Here is an 18,183-nt window from a genome sequence, read left to right on the forward strand (position 1 = left end):
TGGCAATGACCGCCAACGCTGCCGTCTCCGCCGGGGCGCCTGCGGCGCCAGTCGCGACGCGGAGCGGCGCTCCTACAAGGACAGCAATTACCGCACTGTAGGAAATGGGATGGACCCGTCCCTCCCTGTGCCAAGATGAGTTTGCAACGCCATCTTGGGTGCACGGGGCACCACGCGGCATCTCGAAGAGAGGGTCCATCCATGAATCACATTAGCATCGTCGGGATCGATCTCGCCAAGCATGTCTTTCAACTTCACGCCGTCGATTCCAAAGGGCGGCAGGTGTTCAGCAAAACGGTGTCACGCTCGGCATTTCCCACCACGCTAGCCCAACTGCCTCGCTGCGTTGTCGCCATGGAGGCCTGCGGTGGGGCCCATTACTGGGCCAGGGAGATCCAGGCGCTGGGGCATGAGGTCCAGTTGATTCCGCCCCAGTACGTGAAGCCCTTCGTCCTCGGGCACAAGAGCGATGCCCGGGATGCCCGCGCGATTGCCGAGGCAGCGGCCCGGGATGCCACGCCACGGGTGGCGCCCAAGACACTGGAACAGCAGGCGCTGCAAGCCATGCATCGCGTGCGCTCACGGGCCATCGCCAGCCGCACGGCGCTGGGCAATGAGCTGCATGGCTTGCTCGCCGAAATGGGGATCATCGTGGCCAAGGGGCACTCGGTGTTTCGCCAGGGGGAGGTCAGGCGCTTGCTCGCCGAGCATCGAGTCCAGCTGGGCGACGACCTCTTCGTGGTACTGGATGATGTCCTGGACCAGTGGCTGGCGCTGGATGCCCGCATCCGTGCCTATGATCAGCGCCTGGCACGGCTGGCCAAGACGACGCCGGTTTGTCAGCGCTTGATGAGCGTGCCCGGCATCGGGCCGGTCAATGCCACCTTGCTGGTCAGCCATATCGGCGATCCGAAACGGTTTGCCAATGGCCGCGCCTTCAGCGCCTCGATTGGCTTGGTGCCCCGCCAGCACTCGAGTGGCGGCAAGGAGCGATTGATGGGCATCTCCAGGCGGGGCAACGGCGAGGTGCGTCGACAGCTCGTGCATGGTGCCCGAGCGGCCTTGCGTGCCTTTCAGCGCCAGCAACAGCCGGATCGGTTGGCACGTTGGGCATGCTCCTTGGCCGCGCGACGCGGCGCTGCCAAGGCCACTGTCGCCCTGGCGAACAAGCTCGGCAGGATCTGCTGGGCGGTGATGGCGCGTGACACGCGCTACACAGCCATGCCGTGAAGCACGAAGATGGCATGAAATAACTCAGATTTCCCCGGAGGTTGCGCAGGTACGTACGTAGATGGCAGGACAGGTCAGACCGGCTCTCCGCCACTCTGTGAAGCTGTATGGCCACTCGTGAGGCCGAGTAGGAGATCAGATCGGAGAGCGCGCATCCCATCATGGCCAGGTACCGACGAAGTGCCACTGACAGGCCGGATATAAGCGTGCAGTCTCACCCCCGCCGATACGTGTCGGGCTTGCACAACGGGACGGGTCCATATAAGCAGCTTTAGCTCGCGACTGGAGGCGACAGCCTCCATGCCTCCGCTGTAGGAGCAGCTTTAGCTCGCGACTGGAGGCGACAGCCTCCATGTCTCCGCTGTAGGAAATGGGATGGACCCGTCCCTCCCTGTGCCAAGATGAGTTTGCAACGCCATCTTGGGTGCACGGGGCACCACACGGCATCTCGAAGAGAGGGTCCATCCATGAATCACATTAGCATCGTCGGGATCGATCTCGCCAAGCATGTCTTTCAACTTCACGCCGTCGATTCCAAAGGGCGGCAGGTGTTCAGCAAAACGGTGTCACGCTCGGCATTTCCCACCACGCTAGCCCAACTGCCTCGCTGCGTTGTCGCCATGGAGGCCTGCGGTGGGGCCCATTACTGGGCCAGGGAGATCCAGGCGCTGGGGCATGAGGTCCAGTTGATTCCGCCCCAGTACGTGAAGCCCTTCGTCCTCGGGCACAAGAGCGACGCCCGGGATGCCCGCGCGATTGCCGAGGCAGCGGCCCGGGATGCCACGCCACGGGTGGCGCCCAAGACACTGGAACAGCAAGCGCTGCAGGCGATGCATCGCGTGCGCTCACGGGCCATCACCAGCCGGACGGCGCTGGGTAATGAGCTGCATGGCTTGCTCGCCGAAATGGGGATCATCGTGGCCAAGGGGCACTCGGTGTTTCGCCAGGGGGAGGTCAGGCGCGTGCTCGCCGAGCATCGAGCCCAGCTGGGCGACGACCTCTTCGTGGTACTGGATGATGTCCTGGACCAGTGGCTGGCGCTGGATGCCCGCATCCGTGCCTATGATCAGCGCCTGGCACGGCTGGCCAAGACGACGCCGGTTTGTCAGCGCTTGATGAGCGTGCCCGGCATCGGGCCGGTCAATGCCACCTTGCTGGTCAGCCATATCGGCGATCCGAAACGGTTTGCCAATGGCCGCGCCTTCAGCGCCTCGATTGGCTTGGTGCCCCGCCAGCACTCGAGTGGCGGCAAGGAGCGATTGATGGGCATCTCCAGACGGGGCAACGGCGAGGTGCGTCGACAGCTCGTGCATGGTGCCCGAGCGGCCTTGCGTGCCTTGCAGCGCCAGCAACAGCCGGATCGGTTGGCACGTTGGGCATGCTCCTTGGCCGCGCGACGCGGCGCTGCCAAGGCCACTGTCGCCCTGGCGAACAAGCTCGGCAGAATCTGCTGGGCGGTGATGGCGCGTGACACGCGCTACACAGCCATGCCGTGAAGCACGAAGATGGCATGAAATAACTTAGATTCCCCCGGAGGTTGCGCAGGTACGTACGTAGATGGCAGGACAGGTCAGACCGGCTCTCCGCCACTCTGTGAAGCTGTATGGCCACTCGTGAGGCCGAGTAGGAGATCAGATCGGAGAGCGCGCATCCCATCATGGCCAGGTACCGACGAAGTGCCACTGACAGGCCGGATATAAGCGTGCAGTCTCACCCCCGCCGATACGTGTCGGGCTTGCACAACGGGACGGGTCCATATAAGCAGCTTTAGCTCGCGACTGGAGGCGACAGCCTCCCGGCGGTGTTGCCAGCACCGGCAGTTACCCCCGACGCTGCCGCCTCCGCCGGGGCGCCTATCGGCGCCAGTCGCGACGGGAACTCGGAGCGCCGAACCGGGCGCTCCTACAGGCCAACCCTCCGTTACCGGACGCTCCTACAAGCTCAGCGACTGCCGCATAGGAGCGCTGCTCTGCATCGCGACGTGAGGCGACAGCCTCCATGCCTCCGCTGTAGGAAATGGGATGGACCCGTCCCTCCCTGTGCCAAGATGAGTTTGCAACGCCATCTTGGGTGCACGGGGCACCACGCGGCATCTCGAAGAGAGGGTCCATCCATGAATCACATTAGCATCGTCGGGATCGATCTCGCCAAGCATGTCTTTCAACTTCACGCCGTCGATTCCAAAGGGCGGCAGGTGTTCAGCAAAACGGTGTCACGCTCGGCATTTCCCACCACGCTAGCCCAACTGCCTCGCTGCGTTGTCGCCATGGAGGCCTGCGGTGGGGCCCATTACTGGGCCAGGGAGATCCAGGCGCTGGGGCATGAGGTCCAGTTGATTCCGCCCCAGTACGTGAAGCCCTTCGTCCTCGGGCACAAGAGCGATGCCCGGGATGCCCGCGCGATTGCCGAGGCAGCGGCCCGGGATGCCACGCCACGGGTGGCGCCCAAGACACTGGAACAGCAGGCGCTGCAAGCCATGCATCGCGTGCGCTCACGGGCCATCGCCAGCCGCACGGCGCTGGGCAATGAGCTGCATGGCTTGCTCGCCGAAATGGGGATCATCGTGGCCAAGGGGCACTCGGTGTTTCGCCAGGGGGAGGTCAGGCGCTTGCTCGCCGAGCATCGAGTCCAGCTGGGCGACGACCTCTTCGTGGTACTGGATGATGTCCTGGACCAGTGGCTGGCGCTGGATGCCCGCATCCGTGCCTATGATCAGCGCCTGGCACGGCTGGCCAAGACGACGCCGGTTTGTCAGCGCTTGATGAGCGTGCCCGGCATCGGGCCGGTCAATGCCACCTTGCTGGTCAGCCATATCGGCGATCCGAAACGGTTTGCCAATGGCCGCGCCTTCAGCGCCTCGATTGGCTTGGTGCCCCGCCAGCACTCGAGTGGCGGCAAGGAGCGATTGATGGGCATCTCCAGGCGGGGCAACGGCGAGGTGCGTCGACAGCTCGTGCATGGTGCCCGAGCGGCCTTGCGTGCCTTTCAGCGCCAGCAACAGCCGGATCGGTTGGCACGTTGGGCATGCTCCTTGGCCGCGCGACGCGGCGCTGCCAAGGCCACTGTCGCCCTGGCGAACAAGCTCGGCAGGATCTGCTGGGCGGTGATGGCGCGTGACACGCGCTACACAGCCATGCCGTGAAGCACGAAGATGGCATGAAATAACTCAGATTTCCCCGGAGGTTGCGCAGGTACGTACGTAGATGGCAGGACAGGTCAGACCGGCTCTCCGCCACTCTGTGAAGCTGTATGGCCACTCGTGAGGCCGAGTAGGAGATCAGATCGGAGAGCGCGCATCCCATCATGGCCAGGTACCGACGAAGTGCCACTGACAGGCCGGATATAAGCGTGCAGTCTCACCCCCGCCGATACGTGTCGGGCTTGCACAACGGGACGGGTCCATATAAGCAGCTTTAGCTCGCGACTGGAGGCGACAGCCTCCCGGCGGCGTTGCCTGCCGTCAGCGTCTGCCGCCTGGGAGTCCTGCGGCCTCCATTCGCCCGGCACAGCCGGCCTCACACAGTACACCTCACACCAGCCTCCGACACGCCGTCTATCTTCAGGACGCCGTGCCGCCCACCGTCAGCTCATCGAGCTTTAGGGTCGGCTGGCCGACGCCCACCGGCACGCCCTGCCCCTCCTTCCCGCAGACCCCGATCCCGGTATCCAGTTCGAGGTCGTGACCGATCATCGAGACCCGGCCCATGGCCTCGGGACCGTTACCGATCAGCGTGGCGCCCTTCACCGGCGCGGTGATCTTCCCATCCTCGACCAGGTAGGCCTCGCTTGCCGAGAACACGAACTTGCCCGAGGTGATATCCACCTGGCCGCCGCCGAAGCTCACCGCATAGAGGCCGCGCCTGACGCTCTTCAGGATATCCTGGGGATCCTCCTGGCCGGCCAGCATATAGGTGTTGGTCATGCGCGGCATCGGCAGATGGGCGAAGGATTCGCGCCGGGCGTTGCCGGTCGGCGCCATGCCCATCAGCCGGGCGTTGAGCTTGTCCTGCATGTAGCCGGTGAGGATGCCGTCCTCGATCAGCGGCGTGTATTGCCCCGGGGTGCCCTCGTCATCCACGCTCATGGAGCCGCGCCGGTCGGCCAGGGTAGCGTCGTCCACCACCGTCACCCCCGGCGCCGCCACCCGCTGGCCCATGCGCCCGGCAAAGGCCGAGCTGCCCTTGCGGTTGAAATCGCCCTCCAGGCCGTGGCCCACCGCCTCGTGGAGCAGGATGCCGGGCCAGCCCGGCCCCAGCACCACCGGCAGCTGGCCGGCCGGGGCGTCCACCGCCTCGAGATTGACCAGCGCCTGGCGCACCGCCTCTCGCGCAAACCGCTCGGCGACATTCTCGTCACGCAGCCGGGCCATGTCGTAACGGCCGCCGCCACCAGCGCTGCCGCGCTCGCGACGCCCGTTCTTGGCGGCGATCACGCTGACGTTGAAGCGCACCAGCGGCCGCACGTCTGCCGCCAGGCTGCCGTCGCTGGCACGCACCAGCACCACCTCGTGCACCCCGGTGAGCGAGGCGCTGACCTGGACCACCGAGGGGTCGGCGGCGCGTGCCACCCGGTCGGCCTGTTTGAGCATGGCGATCTTCTCTTCGGCGCCTAGCCCGGAGAGCGGGTCGAGGGCGGCGTAGCGGGCCGTGGACTGGCTGATCACCCGCGGCGCCACGGCCAGGCGAGGTCCGCTGCGCACGATGCCGGCGGCGGTGCGCCCCGTCTCGGCGAGGGCATCGGCAGTGATCTGATTGGAGTAGGCAAACCCGGTCTTCTCGCCGGCCATGGCGCGCACGCCGACGCCGCCGTCGATGTTGTAGCCGGCCTCCTTGACCTCGCCGTCCTCCAGCACCCAGCTCTCATGCCAGCTGCGCTGAAAGTAGAGATCGGCATAGTCGACGCCGGGGGCCAGGACATGACCGAGACCGGCGTCGAGCGCCTCCAGGTCCAGGCCGCCGGGGGTCAGCAGGATGTCGGCGGCGGTATCGAGCATGGCATGCGATCGTGAAGTCATTCGGCACTTTCCAGTGTGATCTGCGGCGCGGTCCAGGGACCGCGCACGCGATAGTGAATTCGGGTGACCCGATCGATGGCGCCACCGAAGAGGCGATCGGCGATGAACAAGGCACCGCCCACCACCGGGGCGCCGGCGATCACCGCGGCCAGCGCAAGATTGCGACTCACCGGGACTGTGACGCCCAGGCGCTGATCGAGTTCCTGCCGGACCAGGTCGACGCTGCCCTCCAGGGTGAAGGCGGTGGCCGGCCCCTCGATGGCGATCGGCCCTCGGGTCTCGAGGACGCCCTCGTAGAGAGTCGCCCCCCCGTCCACGCTGTCGAAAGCGGTACCCTGCCCGGTCACGTCGGAGAAGTCCAGCCGCAGCCGGCGCACCAGGTTATCCACGTTGAACAGCCCGATCAGCCGCGCCGAGGGCGACTCCACGTTGACGAAGCGTCCGTCGCGCAGGGCGACGTCGATGCTTCCGCGGGAGCGGGCCAGGGCGAACTGCCAGGGCGCCCCCGCCCAGGCCAGCTGGCTGCTTACCCGGGTATCGGCGCTGCGCACGGTCACCGGCTGGCCCAGCCGCTCCAGGGCGGTGCCAAGGTCTCTTCCGTCCAGGTCGAGCCGGGCCCGGGTCAGGCTGGCCCCCTGCCCGGCGGCTTCCCACACGAGCTCCCCCCGCGCCGACACCTGCCCCAGCGTCAGGCCCAGCGGGGCGATCTCCAGCCGGTCGGGGCCCGCGGACCAGTGGGCGTTGAAGGGCCCGAAACGACGCCCCCGACGCTCGATGTCGGCGATACGCAGCCGGCCGTCGGGCAGCCCGCTCACCCAGCCCGGCAGCGGCACCGGCTCGGGCACCGCGACCTCATCGAGAAGCTCCCCGGGCGGCCGAGCCTGGGCCAGAGCCCCATCCAGCGACAGCCGTGAGAGGGCGATATCCAGCGGGATATCGAGCCGCGGGCGGTAGTCGAGATGCCCCTCGACCAGGCTGCCATCCAGCGCCAGGCGCCAGCCGCCCCCCGCCTGGGGCTCGCCCCCGGCGTCCAGCGAGCCGATACAGCCCTCAGGTCCCATCAGGCAGGTGATCCCAAGATTCAGCCGACGCAGCGCCACCCCCTCAGCCGCCGGAGAGCCGAGCGCGCCGGCCAGGGGGGCCAGGGCCCGCCCCCAGGCGACGGGGTCGAGGCGCGGCTGCTGGATCGAGACCTCCCAGCCTTCGGCCTGGGGCCAGGACGGCGCCGCGGGCAGGCGCCCCAGCCATAGCTGCCCCTGCCCCGCGGCCGAGTCGGGCCGGTGACGGCGCCAGCGCAGCAGGGCGTCACCGCCCAGCTCCGCGCGCAGCGCTGGAGCGTCGAAGTCCAGGTTCACGCGCAGCGGGCGCAGGGTCCCGGCCGACTTGCCCAGCGGCTTCGGCAGGTCGATGGCCACGCCGCTCAGGTCGCTGCGCAGCGCCAGACTATTGCCGGCGTCGCCCAGCGCCAGCCGCCCTTGCCAGGCCAGAGCGCCAGAGAGCCGCTCGTCGAGCCCGGCAACACCGCCCAGGGCAAGCAGCCGGGCGGCCTGAGCGCTGCCCGCCAGGTCGATACCGCCGGCCCGGGTATCGATATCGGCCGCCACGGGCCCGCCCAGCAGACGCCCCTCCAGCGCGCCTTCCAGGCCGCCGTCTTCGCCGCGCTGCCGCCAGGCCAGAGGGCCGCGCAGGTCCTGGAACACCAGCCCCAGGGGCCGCTGCTCAAGCCGTTCGAAGGCCACCTCGGTGTCGATATCGAGCTGGAAGGCCTCGGGCTCCCCCAGCCGCATGTCCAGCGCCAGTTCGCCCTCGGCGCGCCCCTGCCCCTGCCAGTCGTCCACCTGCTGCATACCGTCGAATGGCAGCGCCTGCAGGTAGCGACGCAGCGACTCGGCATCGGCGGCCAGTTCGCCGCTCACCCGCAGGCGATCCTCCTCCAGGCTGACCCGCCCCCGGCGTGCCTCGACACCGCGGCTCTCGGCATGCACCACTTCCCCCTCCAGGCTGCCCACGCCCAGCCGCAGCCGCCCCTCCACCGCCTCCAGTGCCGGCCAGCCGGGAGCAAAGGGCAGGCGCCCGCGCTCGATGGCCAGGTCGAGATCCAGCTTGGGATCGAGCCGCTCACCGGCGGCGAACAGCGGCAGATGCAGCTGCAGCCTGCCCTCGGGGACATACCCCCCCACCCCGTCGGCCAGCCAAGCGTTGAGCTCGTCGCCCAGCACCTCCACGGGCAGCCAGTCGACCAGCGGCCGCTCCACCGCGTCGGCATCCCGGAAGCGCAGGTCCAGGCCGAAGCCCCCGGGCATCCCGCCGCCCACCGCCAGGCCGAAGCCGCCCTCGATCTCGGCGTCCTGCCAGCCGGCCCGTAGTCCTCGTCCGCTGACGAAGGTGCGGGGGCCGTCATAGCTCCAGGCCACCTCGCCGCTGGCATGGGAGAGCGCCAGGGGCGCGGCGAAGACCTCGGGGAAATCGAGGGTCGCCTCGTCGGTGCCGGTGAAACGCACCCGCCCGGCCAGGTCGCGGGATTCGACCCAGGCGTCGATGGGCCCACCGCCCGGGGCCTGCCCCCAAGGGTCCACTTCCACGCCGTGGACTGCCGCTCGGGCCAGCCAGTGCCCCTCCTGCAGGCCAACGCCAAGACCCGCCACGCGACCGCGGGGGGCCAGGGTCTCGACCACTCGCGTCAACCCCTCCGGCAGCGGGACGCGATCGCGCCAGGCCGCCAGCGAGGCGAGATCGAACTCGCTGGTGTTGAGCCACCAGTTTTCACCGCGATGGCGCAGGTGCCAGTGCCGCGGCAGCGCCGGTCCCGGGGCGTCTGCCAGCTCGCCGGGCTCGGCCCAGTCGACGGCGACGGCATCGCCCTCCAGCCAGGCGTCCCAGCCCGTCTCGCCGCGCAGCCACTGGCCGCGGGCCTCGAGGCTCTCCAGGGCGACGATCTCGGCGTCGTGGCGAAAGGCCAGGCGCGGCACGTCCAGGTCGAGCCGCGCATCGGCCAGGGCACCGCGATGCCAGCGCCCCCACAGCCGCGCCTCCCCCTGAGCATCTTCCAGGCGCAAGGGGTCATTGCGGGTGAACACCTCGACCAGGTCGATCAGCGTGTCCAGGCGCATGTCGGCCTGCAGGGCGGCGCTGAAGTCACTCAACCCCGCCGGTCCGGGAAAAACCTCCAGAACCGCCTGCAGCGAAGCCTGCTGCTGGCCGGCCAGGTGTACCTCGCCCTCGAGATGGGTGTGGCGAGCATCCCCGGTCATCAACACCCGCGGGGCATGCAGCTCGACGCGGCGTTCCCGGCCGTGCAGCACCAGTCGCAGGTCCTCGACCCAAGCGCGCTGGCGCAGCAGCACGCCCACCCAGAAGTCCAGACGCTCGAGGTCGAACTCGGTCTCGGGGCGCAGTTCGGGGGGAATCTCGGCGGGGTCGGGCCAGTGCCAGCCGCCCCGCTCATCCTGGTAGAGATGCAGGGTCAGCCCGCGCAGCCGGGCATCCTCCACTACCGGGATGCCGCCGCGCAGGCTGGCGGCAGTGTCCAGCCGCAGGCGGGCGTGCTCGGCCTCCAGCAGCGGCAGCGAGCCGTGGCCTTCGGCGGTGCGGATGGTCAGCTCGCCGGCCTCCACCCGGGGATCCAGACCGGCAAGCTCCGCCTGCAGGTGTCCGAGCTCGACCTGGGCATTGAAGCGCGCCACCAACAGCGACTCCAGCCGCGGCGCCTGGCCCTCTACCTGCATCAGCGCCAGGCGCAGCACCAGTAGCGCCACGGCCAGCAGCGACAGGGCGATGGCCGCCAGGGTCAGCAGCCAGCGACTCAGCAGGCGTATCGGATGCATCGGCTCACATCAGCACGATGTCGTACTGCTCCTGGGAATAGTGGTTTTCGACCTGGAAGCGAATGGTCTTGCCGATGAAGGTCTCCAGGTCGGCCACCGCCGCGGAGTCCTCATCGAGCAGGCGATCCACCACTGCCTGGGACGCCAGCACCATGTAGGTCTCCGCATTGTAGGCGCGCTCTTCGCGCAGGATCTCGCGAAATATCTCGTAGCACACCGTCTCCGCGGTCTTCAGGGTGCCGCGTCCACTGCAGGTTGGACAGGCTTCGCATAGCGTCTGCTCCAGACTTTCGCGCGTGCGCTTGCGGGTTACCTGCACCAGCCCCAGCTCGGTCACGCCGGTGCACTTGGTCTTGGCATGATCGCGCTCCAGCGCCTTCTCCAGGACCCGCAGCACCTGGCGCTGATGCTCGGACTCCTCCATGTCGATGAAGTCGATGATGATGATGCCGCCCAGGTTGCGCAGCCGCAACTGTCGGGCGATGGCGTTGGCCGCCTCGAGATTGGTCTTGAAAATGGTCTCTTCGAGGTTGCGGTGCCCCACATAGCCGCCGGTGTTGACGTCGATGGTGGTCATCGCCTCGGTGGGGTCGATCACCAGATAGCCGCCGGACTTGAGCTGCACCTTGCGCCCCAGCGCCTTCTGGATCTCGTCCTCGACGCTGTAGAGATCGAAGATCGGCCGCTCACCGGGGTAGTACTCGATACGCGCCGAGGAGTCGGGCATGAACTCCCTGGCGAACTCCACCAGCTTGACGTAGTTCTCCCGGGAGTCGATGCGCACCTTCTCGATATCGTCGCGCATCAGGTCGCGCAGGGTGCGGATGAACAGCGGCAGGTCGTCATAGATCACGCTGGGGGCCGGGGCGGTGATCTTGCGCTCACTCACCTTGCGCCACAGCCGCAGCAGGAAATGCATGTCGGCATAGAGCTCCTCGTTGCCGATGCTCTCCGCCGCGGTGCGCACGATGAAGCCGCCGGTCACCTCCAGCTCCTGCTGGGCCTGGACCTGCTCGAGGCGCTCGCGAAGTCGCTCGCGCTCGCGCTCGTCCTCGATGCGCTGGGAGACGCCGTGGTGGGGCGAATCGGGCATGTAGACCAGGTAGCGCGACGGCACCGACAGGTGGGTCGTCAACCTCGCCCCCTTGGAGCCGATGGGATCCTTGGTCACCTGGACCACCAGCGCCTGCCCCTCATGCAGCAGCGCCCCGATGGAGACCTGCTCATCGGCCGGGGTGCCGACCGGCATCACTTCGTGGGCGTGGATGAAGGCCGCGCGCTCCAGGCCGATGTCGACGAAGGCCGCCTGCATGCCCGGCAGGACCCTCACCACGCGCCCCTTGTAGATATTGCCGACGATCCCGCGTCGCCGGGTCCGCTCGATGAGCGCTTCCTGTAGCACGCCGTTTTCCACCACGGCCACGCGGGTTTCCATCGGCGTCAGGTTGATCAATACTTCGCCGCTCATGCGGAAATCCTTATCCAGTCCAGTCTCGGGGCATTATGACACACTGCCATCATGTGGCGGCGCCGCACCAGTAAGGAACCCCCTGCCGCGCCAGCAGCTCGGCGGTCTCGAACAGCGGCAGCCCCACCACCGCCGAATGACTGCCCTCGAGGCGGGCGACGAACACCGCCGCCAGCCCCTGAATGGCATAGCCGCCGGCCTTGTCGGCGGGCTCCCCGGTGGCCCAGTAGGCGGCGATCTCATCCTCGGTGATGTCGCGCAGGGTCACCCGGGTCGCCACGCAGCGCTCGAGCACGCCGGCGGGCCCGCTCACCGCCACGGCGGTGAGCACCTGATGATCACGCCCCGACAGGGAGCGCAGCATGGCGGCGGCGTGGGCCCGGTCGCGGGGCTTGCCGAGGATCTCGCCGTCGCGCACCACGGCGGTGTCCGACCCCAGGATGGCCAGGGACGAATGGCGCGCGCCGGCCAGCGCCTTCTCCCGGGCCAGCCGGATGACATAGGCCTCGGCGGACTCATCGGCCCTCGGCGTCTCGTCGATGTCCACCGGTTTGACCTCGACCGCCACGCCGATCGAGGCCAGCAGCTCACGGCGGCGCGGCGAGGCCGAGGCGAGACAGAGCCGCGGCGGCGAGGCCGCGGCAGGGGATCGGGAAGACACGCTCATCAGGACTCCTGACTCAGGCGTTACCGGCCAGCCGGCGTTCCATGGCCTGGAACATGGTGGTCAGCCAGGGCCACAGCACAGCGCCGATCAGCGACGGCAGCAGAAAGGAAAGATGCATCGAGAAGGGGCCGAACAGGGTGCGCAGCCACTGCTCGACCAGCTGTACCAGCCCCAGCAGCACCAGAATCAGCAGCGACTGCTGGAGCAGCGAATAGGCACGAAAGCGCGGATAGATCAGGGCCGCCAGGAAGGCCAGCAGCGACAGCGTCAGGGCGTTCTGGCCAAGCGGCGCGCCCTCGATCAGGTCGAGCAGGATCCCCAGCACGAAGCCGTGAAAGACGCCGACCCGGGCAGGCGCCGACATGCACCAGTAGATCAGCATTAGACCCAGCCAGTCGGGCCGCCAGATCTGCCAGCCATCGGCCAGCGGCATCACCTGCAGGCAGAGCGCCAGCAGCAGCGTCAGCCATACCCAGGGCAGCGCGGTAGCGGGTGCAGCAGCCATCAGCCGGAGGCCTCCGTGTCGGGCGCCTCGATCAAGGCGTCGGGGGTAATATCGCCGGGCAGATCGCGATCCCAGCCGGCATCGTCAGGCACCGGGGCGGGCTCCGGGGGAAACAGCAGCAGGAAATGGCGCGAACGCTGCAGCCGCGCCACCGGCTCGGCCGACACCTGGGCAAAGGGCTGGCCGGGATCATGCTCCACCTTGCTGACCCGTGCCACCGGATAGCCCGGCGGAAAGCGACCGGCCAGCCCCGAGGTAACCAGCAGGTCGCCGATGCGAATATCGGCGGTATCCGGCACGTGGAGCACGCTCAGGGCATCGTACTGACCGGTGCCCTGCACCACGAAACGCAGCCCGTTGCGGTTGACCTGCACCGGCAGGGCATGGCTGGCGTCGGCGACCATCAGTACCCGACTGGAGTAGGCCGAGACCGCCGTGACCTGGCCCACCAGCCCCGAGGAATCCATGACCGGCTGCCCCACATAGACGCCGTTGCGGCGGCCGCGGTCGATCACCATCTGATGGGCGAAGGGGTCGCTGTCCAGGGAGAGCAGCTCGGCGGTGATATAGGGGACATCGTTGCGAGCTGCGGCCCCCAGCAGTTCGCGCAGCCTCACGTTCTCGGCGGTCAGGCTGGACATGTGCTGTACGCGATGGGAGAGATGCAGGATCTGCTCGCGTAGGCGACGATTCTCCTCCAACAGGGCGCGCTGGTCGGAAAGCGCCAGCGAGCCCCAGGTCAGGACGTCGCTGGGCACGCTGACCGCCCACTGGATCGGCGCCACCACCGTGGAGAGCTGGGCCCGCACTTCTTCCATGCGGGTGAAGCGGTGGTCGACGAACATCAGTGCGGAAGCGGCTATCGCGCACAGCAGCATGCGATAGCCCGGTACCGATCCGTGCGAGAACAGCGGCTTGATAGAGAATCCCCCCGCACTACGCGAGCGTCAGTCGCTGGACAGCAGCTCGAAGGTATGCCGGTCGATCATCTCCAGCGCCTTGCCGCCGCCGCGGGCGACACAGGTCAGCGGATCCTCGGCGACGATCACCGGCAGCCCGGTCTCCTCGGCGATCAGCTTATCCAGGTCACGCAGCAGGGCGCCACCGCCGGTGAGCACCAGGCCACGCTCGGCGATGTCCGAGGCGAGCTCGGGCGGCGACTGCTCCAGAGCGCTCTTCACCGCCGAGACGATGGAGGCCAGGGTCTCCTGGAGGGCGTCGAGAATTTCGTGGGAGTTGAGGGTAAAGCTGCGCGGGATCCCCTCGGCCAGATTGCGGCCGCGCACGTCGATCTCGCGCAGCTCGCCGCCGGGGTAGGCGCAGCCGATCTCCTCCTTGATGCGCTCCGCGGTGGCCTCGCCGATCAGGCTGCCGTAGTGGCGGCGCACATAGCCGGTAATCGCCTCGTCAAAGCGGTCGCCGCCGACGCGAATCGACTCGGAGTAGACCACGCCATTGAGCGAGATGATGGCAATCTCGGTGGTGCCACCGCCGATGTCCACCACCATCGAGCCCTGGGCGTCGTCCACCGGCAGGCCGGCGCCGATCGCGGCTGCCATGGGCTCCTCGATCAGGAACACTTCGCGGGCCCCGGCGCCTTCCGCCGACTCCTTGATGGCGCGCCGTTCGACCTGGGTTGACATGCAGGGCACGCACACCAGCACCCGCGGGCTCGGGGTCAGGAAGGTGCTCTGATGGACCTTGCGGATGAAGTGCTGGAGCATCTGCTCGGTAACGGTGAAGTCGGCAATCACGCCGTCCTTCATCGGGCGAATGGCGGTGATATTGCCCGGCGTGCGGCCCAGCATGCGCTTGGCATCGGAGCCCACCGCGGCCACGCTGCGCATGTTGCCGGCCTGGCGAATCGCCACCACCGACGGCTCATCGAGCACGATGCCGCGACCGCGCACATAAATCAGTGTATTGGCCGTCCCCAGATCGATCGACAGATCGCTGGAGAACAGCCCCCTCAAACGTTTGAACATGGACGTGATTACCTAGTGCAGACCGGGGACCCTGTGCGGAGGCAAACGGTACCATCGCGGCCCCCCCGCGGCAAGCGAGATGCCGCGGGGGCCGCGCCACGCCAAGAGTGCCCGCGGCGGGGCGAATGTGGTACATTTTGCGGCTATTTCCCCACCCGCAACCCGTGCGAGGACACCCAGCCCATGGCGCTTGAACACGCTGACGTGCAGCGGGCCGCCCACCTGGCCCGCCTCGGCCTGAACGACGATGACGCCGCCCGCTATGTCGACGACCTCGGTCGTATCCTGGAGATGGTCGACCAGCTGCAGGCGTTGGACACAGAGGGCGTCGCCCCGCTGGCCCACCCGCTGGACGCCACCCAGCGCCTGCGCGCCGACGAGGTCACCGAATCCGACCAGCGCGAGCGCTTCCAGCGCTGCGCCCCGGCGGTGGAAAACGGCCTCTATCTGGTGCCGCGGGTCGTCGAGTGACCGACTCGCTCTCCGCGCTATCTCCGTTAACGGCACGCCTTTATGGAGCCATGCCGCATGCATGACAAGACTCTTGCCGAACTCGCCCGCGGCCTCGATGCCGGCGAGTTTTCCAGCCGCGAGCTGACCCAGCATCTGCTCGGGCGCATCGACCGCCTCGACGGCGAGCTCAACAGTTTCATCACCGTGACCTTCGACCAGGCCCTGGCCGATGCCGATGCCGCCGACGCGACCCGTGCCCGAGGCGAAGCCGGCCCGCTGACCGGCCTGCCGCTGGCGCTGAAGGACATCTTCTGTACCCGCGACGTCAAGACCAGCTGCGGCTCGAAGATGCTCGACAGCTTCATCGCCCCCTACGACGCCACCGTGGTGGAACGGCTCAAGGCCGCCGGCACGGTGAGCCTGGGCAAGACCAACATGGACGAGTTCGCCATGGGCTCCTCCAACGAGAACAGCTTCTTCGGGCCGGTGAAGAACCCCTGGGACCTGACCGCCGTGCCCGGCGGCAGCTCCGGCGGCAGCGCCGCCGCGGTCGCCGCCGGTCTGGTGCCGGCGGCCATGGGCACCGATACCGGCGGCTCGATCCGTCAGCCGGCGGCCTTCTGCGGTATCACCGGACTCAAGCCCACCTACGGGCGGGTCTCGCGCTACGGCATGATCGCCTACGCTTCGAGCCTCGACCAGGCCGGCCCCATGGCCCGCAGCGCCGAGGACTGCGCCCTGCTGCTGAACGCCATCGCCGGCCACGACCTGCGCGACTCCACCAGCGTGGCCCGAGGCGTGCCTGACTACCGTGCAGAGCTCGATGCCCCGCTCTCGGGCCTCAAGATCGGTCTTCCCCGGGAGTATTTCGGCGACGGCCTCGATCCCGAGGTTGCGGCCGCTACCCGCGCGGCGATCCAGGCCTTCGAGGCGCTGGGCGCCACGGTGCGCGAGGTCAGTCTACCGCACACCCACTATGCGATCCCCGCCTACTATGTGATCGCCCCGGCGGAAGCCTCGTCGAACCTGTCGCGCTACGACGGGGTACGTTTCGGCCACCGCTGCGAGGCCCCCACCGACCTGATCGACCTCTACAAGCGCAGCCGCGCCGAGGGCTTCGGCGACGAGGTCAAGCGCCGCATCCTGATCGGCACGCATACCCTCTCCGAGGGCTTCTTCGACGCCTACTACAAGAAGGCCCAGCAGGTGCGCCGACTGATCCGCCAGGACTTCCTTGACGCCTTCGAAGAGGTGGACGTGCTGATGGGGCCCGCCTCGCCCACCCCGGCGTTCGACCTGGGCGCCAACAAGGACCCAGTGTCGATGTATCTGCAGGACATCTACACCATCGCCATCAACCTGGCGGGCATTCCCGGCATCAGCGTGCCCGCGGGCTTCGTGGGAAGCCGTCCCCTGGGCCTGCAGATACTCGGCACCCACTTCGCCGAGGCGCAGCTGCTCAACGTCGCCCATCAGTTCCAGCAGGCCACCGACTGGCACCGCCGCCGTCCCGCCTTCGCCGAGGAGACCGCCTGATGCAATGGGAAACCGTGATCGGGTTGGAGGTGCACGTCCAGCTCGCGACCCGCTCGAAGATATTTTCCGGCGCTTCCACCGCCTTTGGCGCCGAGCCCAACACCCAGGCCTGCGCCGTGGACCTGGGCCTGCCCGGCGTACTGCCGGTGCTCAATGAGCAGGCGGTGGCCATGGCCGTGCAGTTCGGCCTGGCGATCCACGCCGAGATTCCCGAGGTCTCGGTCTTCGACCGCAAGAACTACTTCTATCCGGACCTGCCCAAGGGCTACCAGACCAGCCAGATGTACCACCCCATCGTCGGCGCCGGCGAGGTAGAGATCTCGCTGGACGATGGCACCACCAAGCGCATTCGCGTGCACCACGCCCACCTGGAGGAGGACGCCGGCAAGTCGCTGCACGAGGATTTTCACGGCATGACCGGGGTCGATCTCAACCGCGCCGGCACACCGCTGCTGGAGATCGTCTCCGAGCCGGACCTGCGCTCGGCCAAGGAGGCGGCGGCGTACCTGAAGGCCATTCACTCCATCGTCACCTATCTCGGTATCAGTGACGGCAACATGGCCGAGGGCTCGATGCGCTGCGACGTCAACGTCTCGGTGCGCCCCAAGGGGCAGGCAGAATTCGGCACCCGCGCAGAGATCAAGAACGTCAACTCCTTCCGCTTCGTGGAGCGCGCCATCGCCTTCGAGGTGGAGCGCCAGATCGAGCTGATCGAGGACGGCGGCCAGGTGGTCCAGGAGACCCGGCTCTTCGATCCCGAGCGCGACGAGACCCGCAGCATGCGCACCAAGGAGGAAGCCAACGACTATCGCTACTTCCCCTGCCCCGACCTGCTGCCGGTGGTGCTCGACCAAGCCTACGTCGACCATCTGCGCGACAACCTGCCGGAGCTGCCCGCCGACAAGCGCGCCCGCTTCGAGAGCGAGCTCGGGCTCTCCGCCTACGACGCCAGCGTGCTCTCCGCTACCCGCGAGATGGCCGACTACTTCGAGGAAGTCAAGGACGTCTGCGGCGACGCCAAGCAGGCCGCCAACTGGGTCCAGGGCGAGCTTTCCGGCGCCCTGAACCGCGAGGGGCTGGCGATCACCGACAGCCCGGTGTCGGCCCACCGGCTCGGCGAGCTGATCGCCCGCGTGATCGACGACACCATCAACGGCAAGGCCGCCAAGCAGGTCTTCCAGGCACTCTGGAACGGCCAGGGTGCCAGCGCCGACGAGGTGATCGAAGCCAAGGGTCTCAAGCAGGTCACCGACACGGGCGCCATCGAGGCGATGATCGACCAGGTGATCGCCGACAGCCCCGCCCAGGTGGCCCAGTACCGCGACGCCGAGCCGGACAAGCGCGGCAAGATGATCGGCTACTTCGTCGGCCAGGTGATGAAGGCCTCTCGCGGCACCGCCAACCCCCAGCAGGTCAACAAGCTGCTGAAAGAGAAGCTCGACGCTCTGTGCTGAGCGCCCCGCCGCCCGCTGGTCAGCCCGCGGGCGGCTCGAGCCAACTC

General features: G+C 67.9%; 13 protein-coding genes. 6 read left to right on the top strand and 7 right to left on the bottom strand.

What is annotated here, in order from left to right; genetic code table 11:
* Positions 1-201: 201 nt before the first annotated feature.
* The 3 genes from ACZIYR_RS11985 (at position 202) to ACZIYR_RS11995 (ending at position 4,372) form a co-directional block, all read left to right on the top strand.
* Positions 202-1,230 carry an IS110 family RNA-guided transposase gene (locus tag ACZIYR_RS11985; protein ID WP_483526849.1) on the top strand — a complete coding sequence of 343 codons (1,029 nt, stop codon included), beginning with the start codon at positions 202-204 and terminating at the stop codon, positions 1,228-1,230.
* Positions 1,231-1,697: 467 nt separating this feature from the next.
* Positions 1,698-2,726: an IS110 family RNA-guided transposase gene (locus ACZIYR_RS11990; protein WP_473033380.1), complete on the top strand. Its 1,029-nt coding sequence runs from the start codon at positions 1,698-1,700 to the stop codon at positions 2,724-2,726.
* A 617-nt stretch (positions 2,727-3,343) separates the two neighbouring features.
* On the top strand, positions 3,344-4,372 hold the full coding sequence (locus tag ACZIYR_RS11995; protein WP_483526849.1) for an IS110 family RNA-guided transposase: 1,029 nt from the start codon (positions 3,344-3,346) through the stop codon (positions 4,370-4,372).
* 417 nt (positions 4,373-4,789) lie between these two features.
* Here ACZIYR_RS11995 and tldD read toward each other — a convergent pair whose 3' ends face one another.
* The 7 genes from tldD to ACZIYR_RS12030 all read right to left on the bottom strand — a co-directional run bounded on the left by tldD (position 4,790) and on the right by ACZIYR_RS12030 (position 14,693).
* Positions 4,790-6,244 (bottom strand): metalloprotease TldD, encoded by a 1,455-nt coding sequence (tldD, locus tag ACZIYR_RS12000; protein WP_483526850.1) that lies wholly within the window; start codon positions 6,242-6,244, stop codon positions 4,790-4,792.
* Entirely contained in the window at positions 6,241-10,068 is a 3,828-nt protein-coding gene (locus ACZIYR_RS12005) for a YhdP family phospholipid transporter (RefSeq protein ID WP_483526851.1), read from the bottom strand. The genes tldD and ACZIYR_RS12005 overlap by 4 nt, the downstream gene beginning before the upstream one ends.
* A 4-nt stretch (positions 10,069-10,072) precedes the next feature.
* The gene (rng, locus tag ACZIYR_RS12010) at positions 10,073-11,536 is read right to left on the bottom strand and encodes a ribonuclease G (protein WP_473034006.1); all 1,464 of its coding nucleotides are present in this window, start codon (positions 11,534-11,536) and stop codon (positions 10,073-10,075) included.
* 49 nt (positions 11,537-11,585) lie between these two features.
* Positions 11,586-12,203, bottom strand: coding sequence for a Maf family protein (locus ACZIYR_RS12015; RefSeq protein ID WP_473034007.1), 618 nt, complete (start codon positions 12,201-12,203; stop codon positions 11,586-11,588).
* Between the two features lie 13 nt (positions 12,204-12,216).
* Positions 12,217-12,708, bottom strand: coding sequence for a rod shape-determining protein MreD (mreD, locus tag ACZIYR_RS12020; RefSeq protein WP_473034008.1), 492 nt, complete (start codon positions 12,706-12,708; stop codon positions 12,217-12,219).
* Entirely contained in the window at positions 12,708-13,586 is an 879-nt protein-coding gene (mreC, locus tag ACZIYR_RS12025) for a rod shape-determining protein MreC (protein ID WP_473034009.1), read from the bottom strand. Before mreC ends, mreD begins: the two co-directional genes overlap by 1 nt.
* 69 nt (positions 13,587-13,655) lie before the next feature.
* A complete protein-coding gene (locus ACZIYR_RS12030; RefSeq protein WP_473034010.1) occupies positions 13,656-14,693 on the bottom strand; it encodes a rod shape-determining protein in 1,038 nt (345 codons plus the stop codon).
* A gap of 183 nt (positions 14,694-14,876) precedes the next feature.
* Here ACZIYR_RS12030 and gatC point away from each other — a divergent pair, with 183 nt between their 5' ends.
* From gatC to gatB, 3 genes are read left to right on the top strand one after another with little or no spacing between them, the layout of a single operon-like run.
* The gene (gene gatC, locus ACZIYR_RS12035; protein ID WP_473034011.1) at positions 14,877-15,164 is read left to right on the top strand and encodes an Asp-tRNA(Asn)/Glu-tRNA(Gln) amidotransferase subunit GatC; all 288 of its coding nucleotides are present in this window, start codon (positions 14,877-14,879) and stop codon (positions 15,162-15,164) included.
* Positions 15,165-15,221: 57 nt separating this feature from the next.
* A complete protein-coding gene (gatA, locus tag ACZIYR_RS12040) occupies positions 15,222-16,682 on the top strand; it encodes an Asp-tRNA(Asn)/Glu-tRNA(Gln) amidotransferase subunit GatA (RefSeq protein ID WP_473034012.1) in 1,461 nt (486 codons plus the stop codon).
* Positions 16,682-18,136 (top strand): Asp-tRNA(Asn)/Glu-tRNA(Gln) amidotransferase subunit GatB, encoded by a 1,455-nt coding sequence (gatB, locus tag ACZIYR_RS12045; RefSeq protein ID WP_473034013.1) that lies wholly within the window; start codon positions 16,682-16,684, stop codon positions 18,134-18,136. Before gatA ends, gatB begins: the two co-directional genes overlap by 1 nt.
* Positions 18,137-18,183: the final 47 nt, after the last annotated feature.

It is taken from the genome of Billgrantia sp. NRB1 (assembly GCF_056921725.1).

What these genes read in the sequence shown, in the direction of transcription:
- ACZIYR_RS11985 (WP_483526849.1), top strand. Translation starts at nt 202, where the DNA reads ATGAATCACATTAGCATCGTCGGGATCGATCTCGCCAAGCATGTCTTT.
- ACZIYR_RS11990 (WP_473033380.1), top strand. Translation starts at nt 1,698, where the DNA reads ATGAATCACATTAGCATCGTCGGGATCGATCTCGCCAAGCATGTCTTT.
- ACZIYR_RS11995 (WP_483526849.1), top strand. Translation starts at nt 3,344, where the DNA reads ATGAATCACATTAGCATCGTCGGGATCGATCTCGCCAAGCATGTCTTT.
- tldD (WP_483526850.1), bottom strand. Translation starts at nt 6,244, where the DNA reads ATGACTTCACGATCGCATGCCATGCTCGATACCGCCGCCGACATCCTG.
- ACZIYR_RS12005 (WP_483526851.1), bottom strand. Translation starts at nt 10,068, where the DNA reads ATGCATCCGATACGCCTGCTGAGTCGCTGGCTGCTGACCCTGGCGGCC.
- rng (WP_473034006.1), bottom strand. Translation starts at nt 11,536, where the DNA reads ATGAGCGGCGAAGTATTGATCAACCTGACGCCGATGGAAACCCGCGTG.
- ACZIYR_RS12015 (WP_473034007.1), bottom strand. Translation starts at nt 12,203, where the DNA reads ATGAGCGTGTCTTCCCGATCCCCTGCCGCGGCCTCGCCGCCGCGGCTC.
- mreD (WP_473034008.1), bottom strand. Translation starts at nt 12,708, where the DNA reads ATGGCTGCTGCACCCGCTACCGCGCTGCCCTGGGTATGGCTGACGCTG.
- mreC (WP_473034009.1), bottom strand. Translation starts at nt 13,586, where the DNA reads ATGCTGCTGTGCGCGATAGCCGCTTCCGCACTGATGTTCGTCGACCAC.
- ACZIYR_RS12030 (WP_473034010.1), bottom strand. Translation starts at nt 14,693, where the DNA reads ATGTTCAAACGTTTGAGGGGGCTGTTCTCCAGCGATCTGTCGATCGAT.
- gatC (WP_473034011.1), top strand. Translation starts at nt 14,877, where the DNA reads ATGGCGCTTGAACACGCTGACGTGCAGCGGGCCGCCCACCTGGCCCGC.
- gatA (WP_473034012.1), top strand. Translation starts at nt 15,222, where the DNA reads ATGCATGACAAGACTCTTGCCGAACTCGCCCGCGGCCTCGATGCCGGC.
- gatB (WP_473034013.1), top strand. Translation starts at nt 16,682, where the DNA reads ATGCAATGGGAAACCGTGATCGGGTTGGAGGTGCACGTCCAGCTCGCG.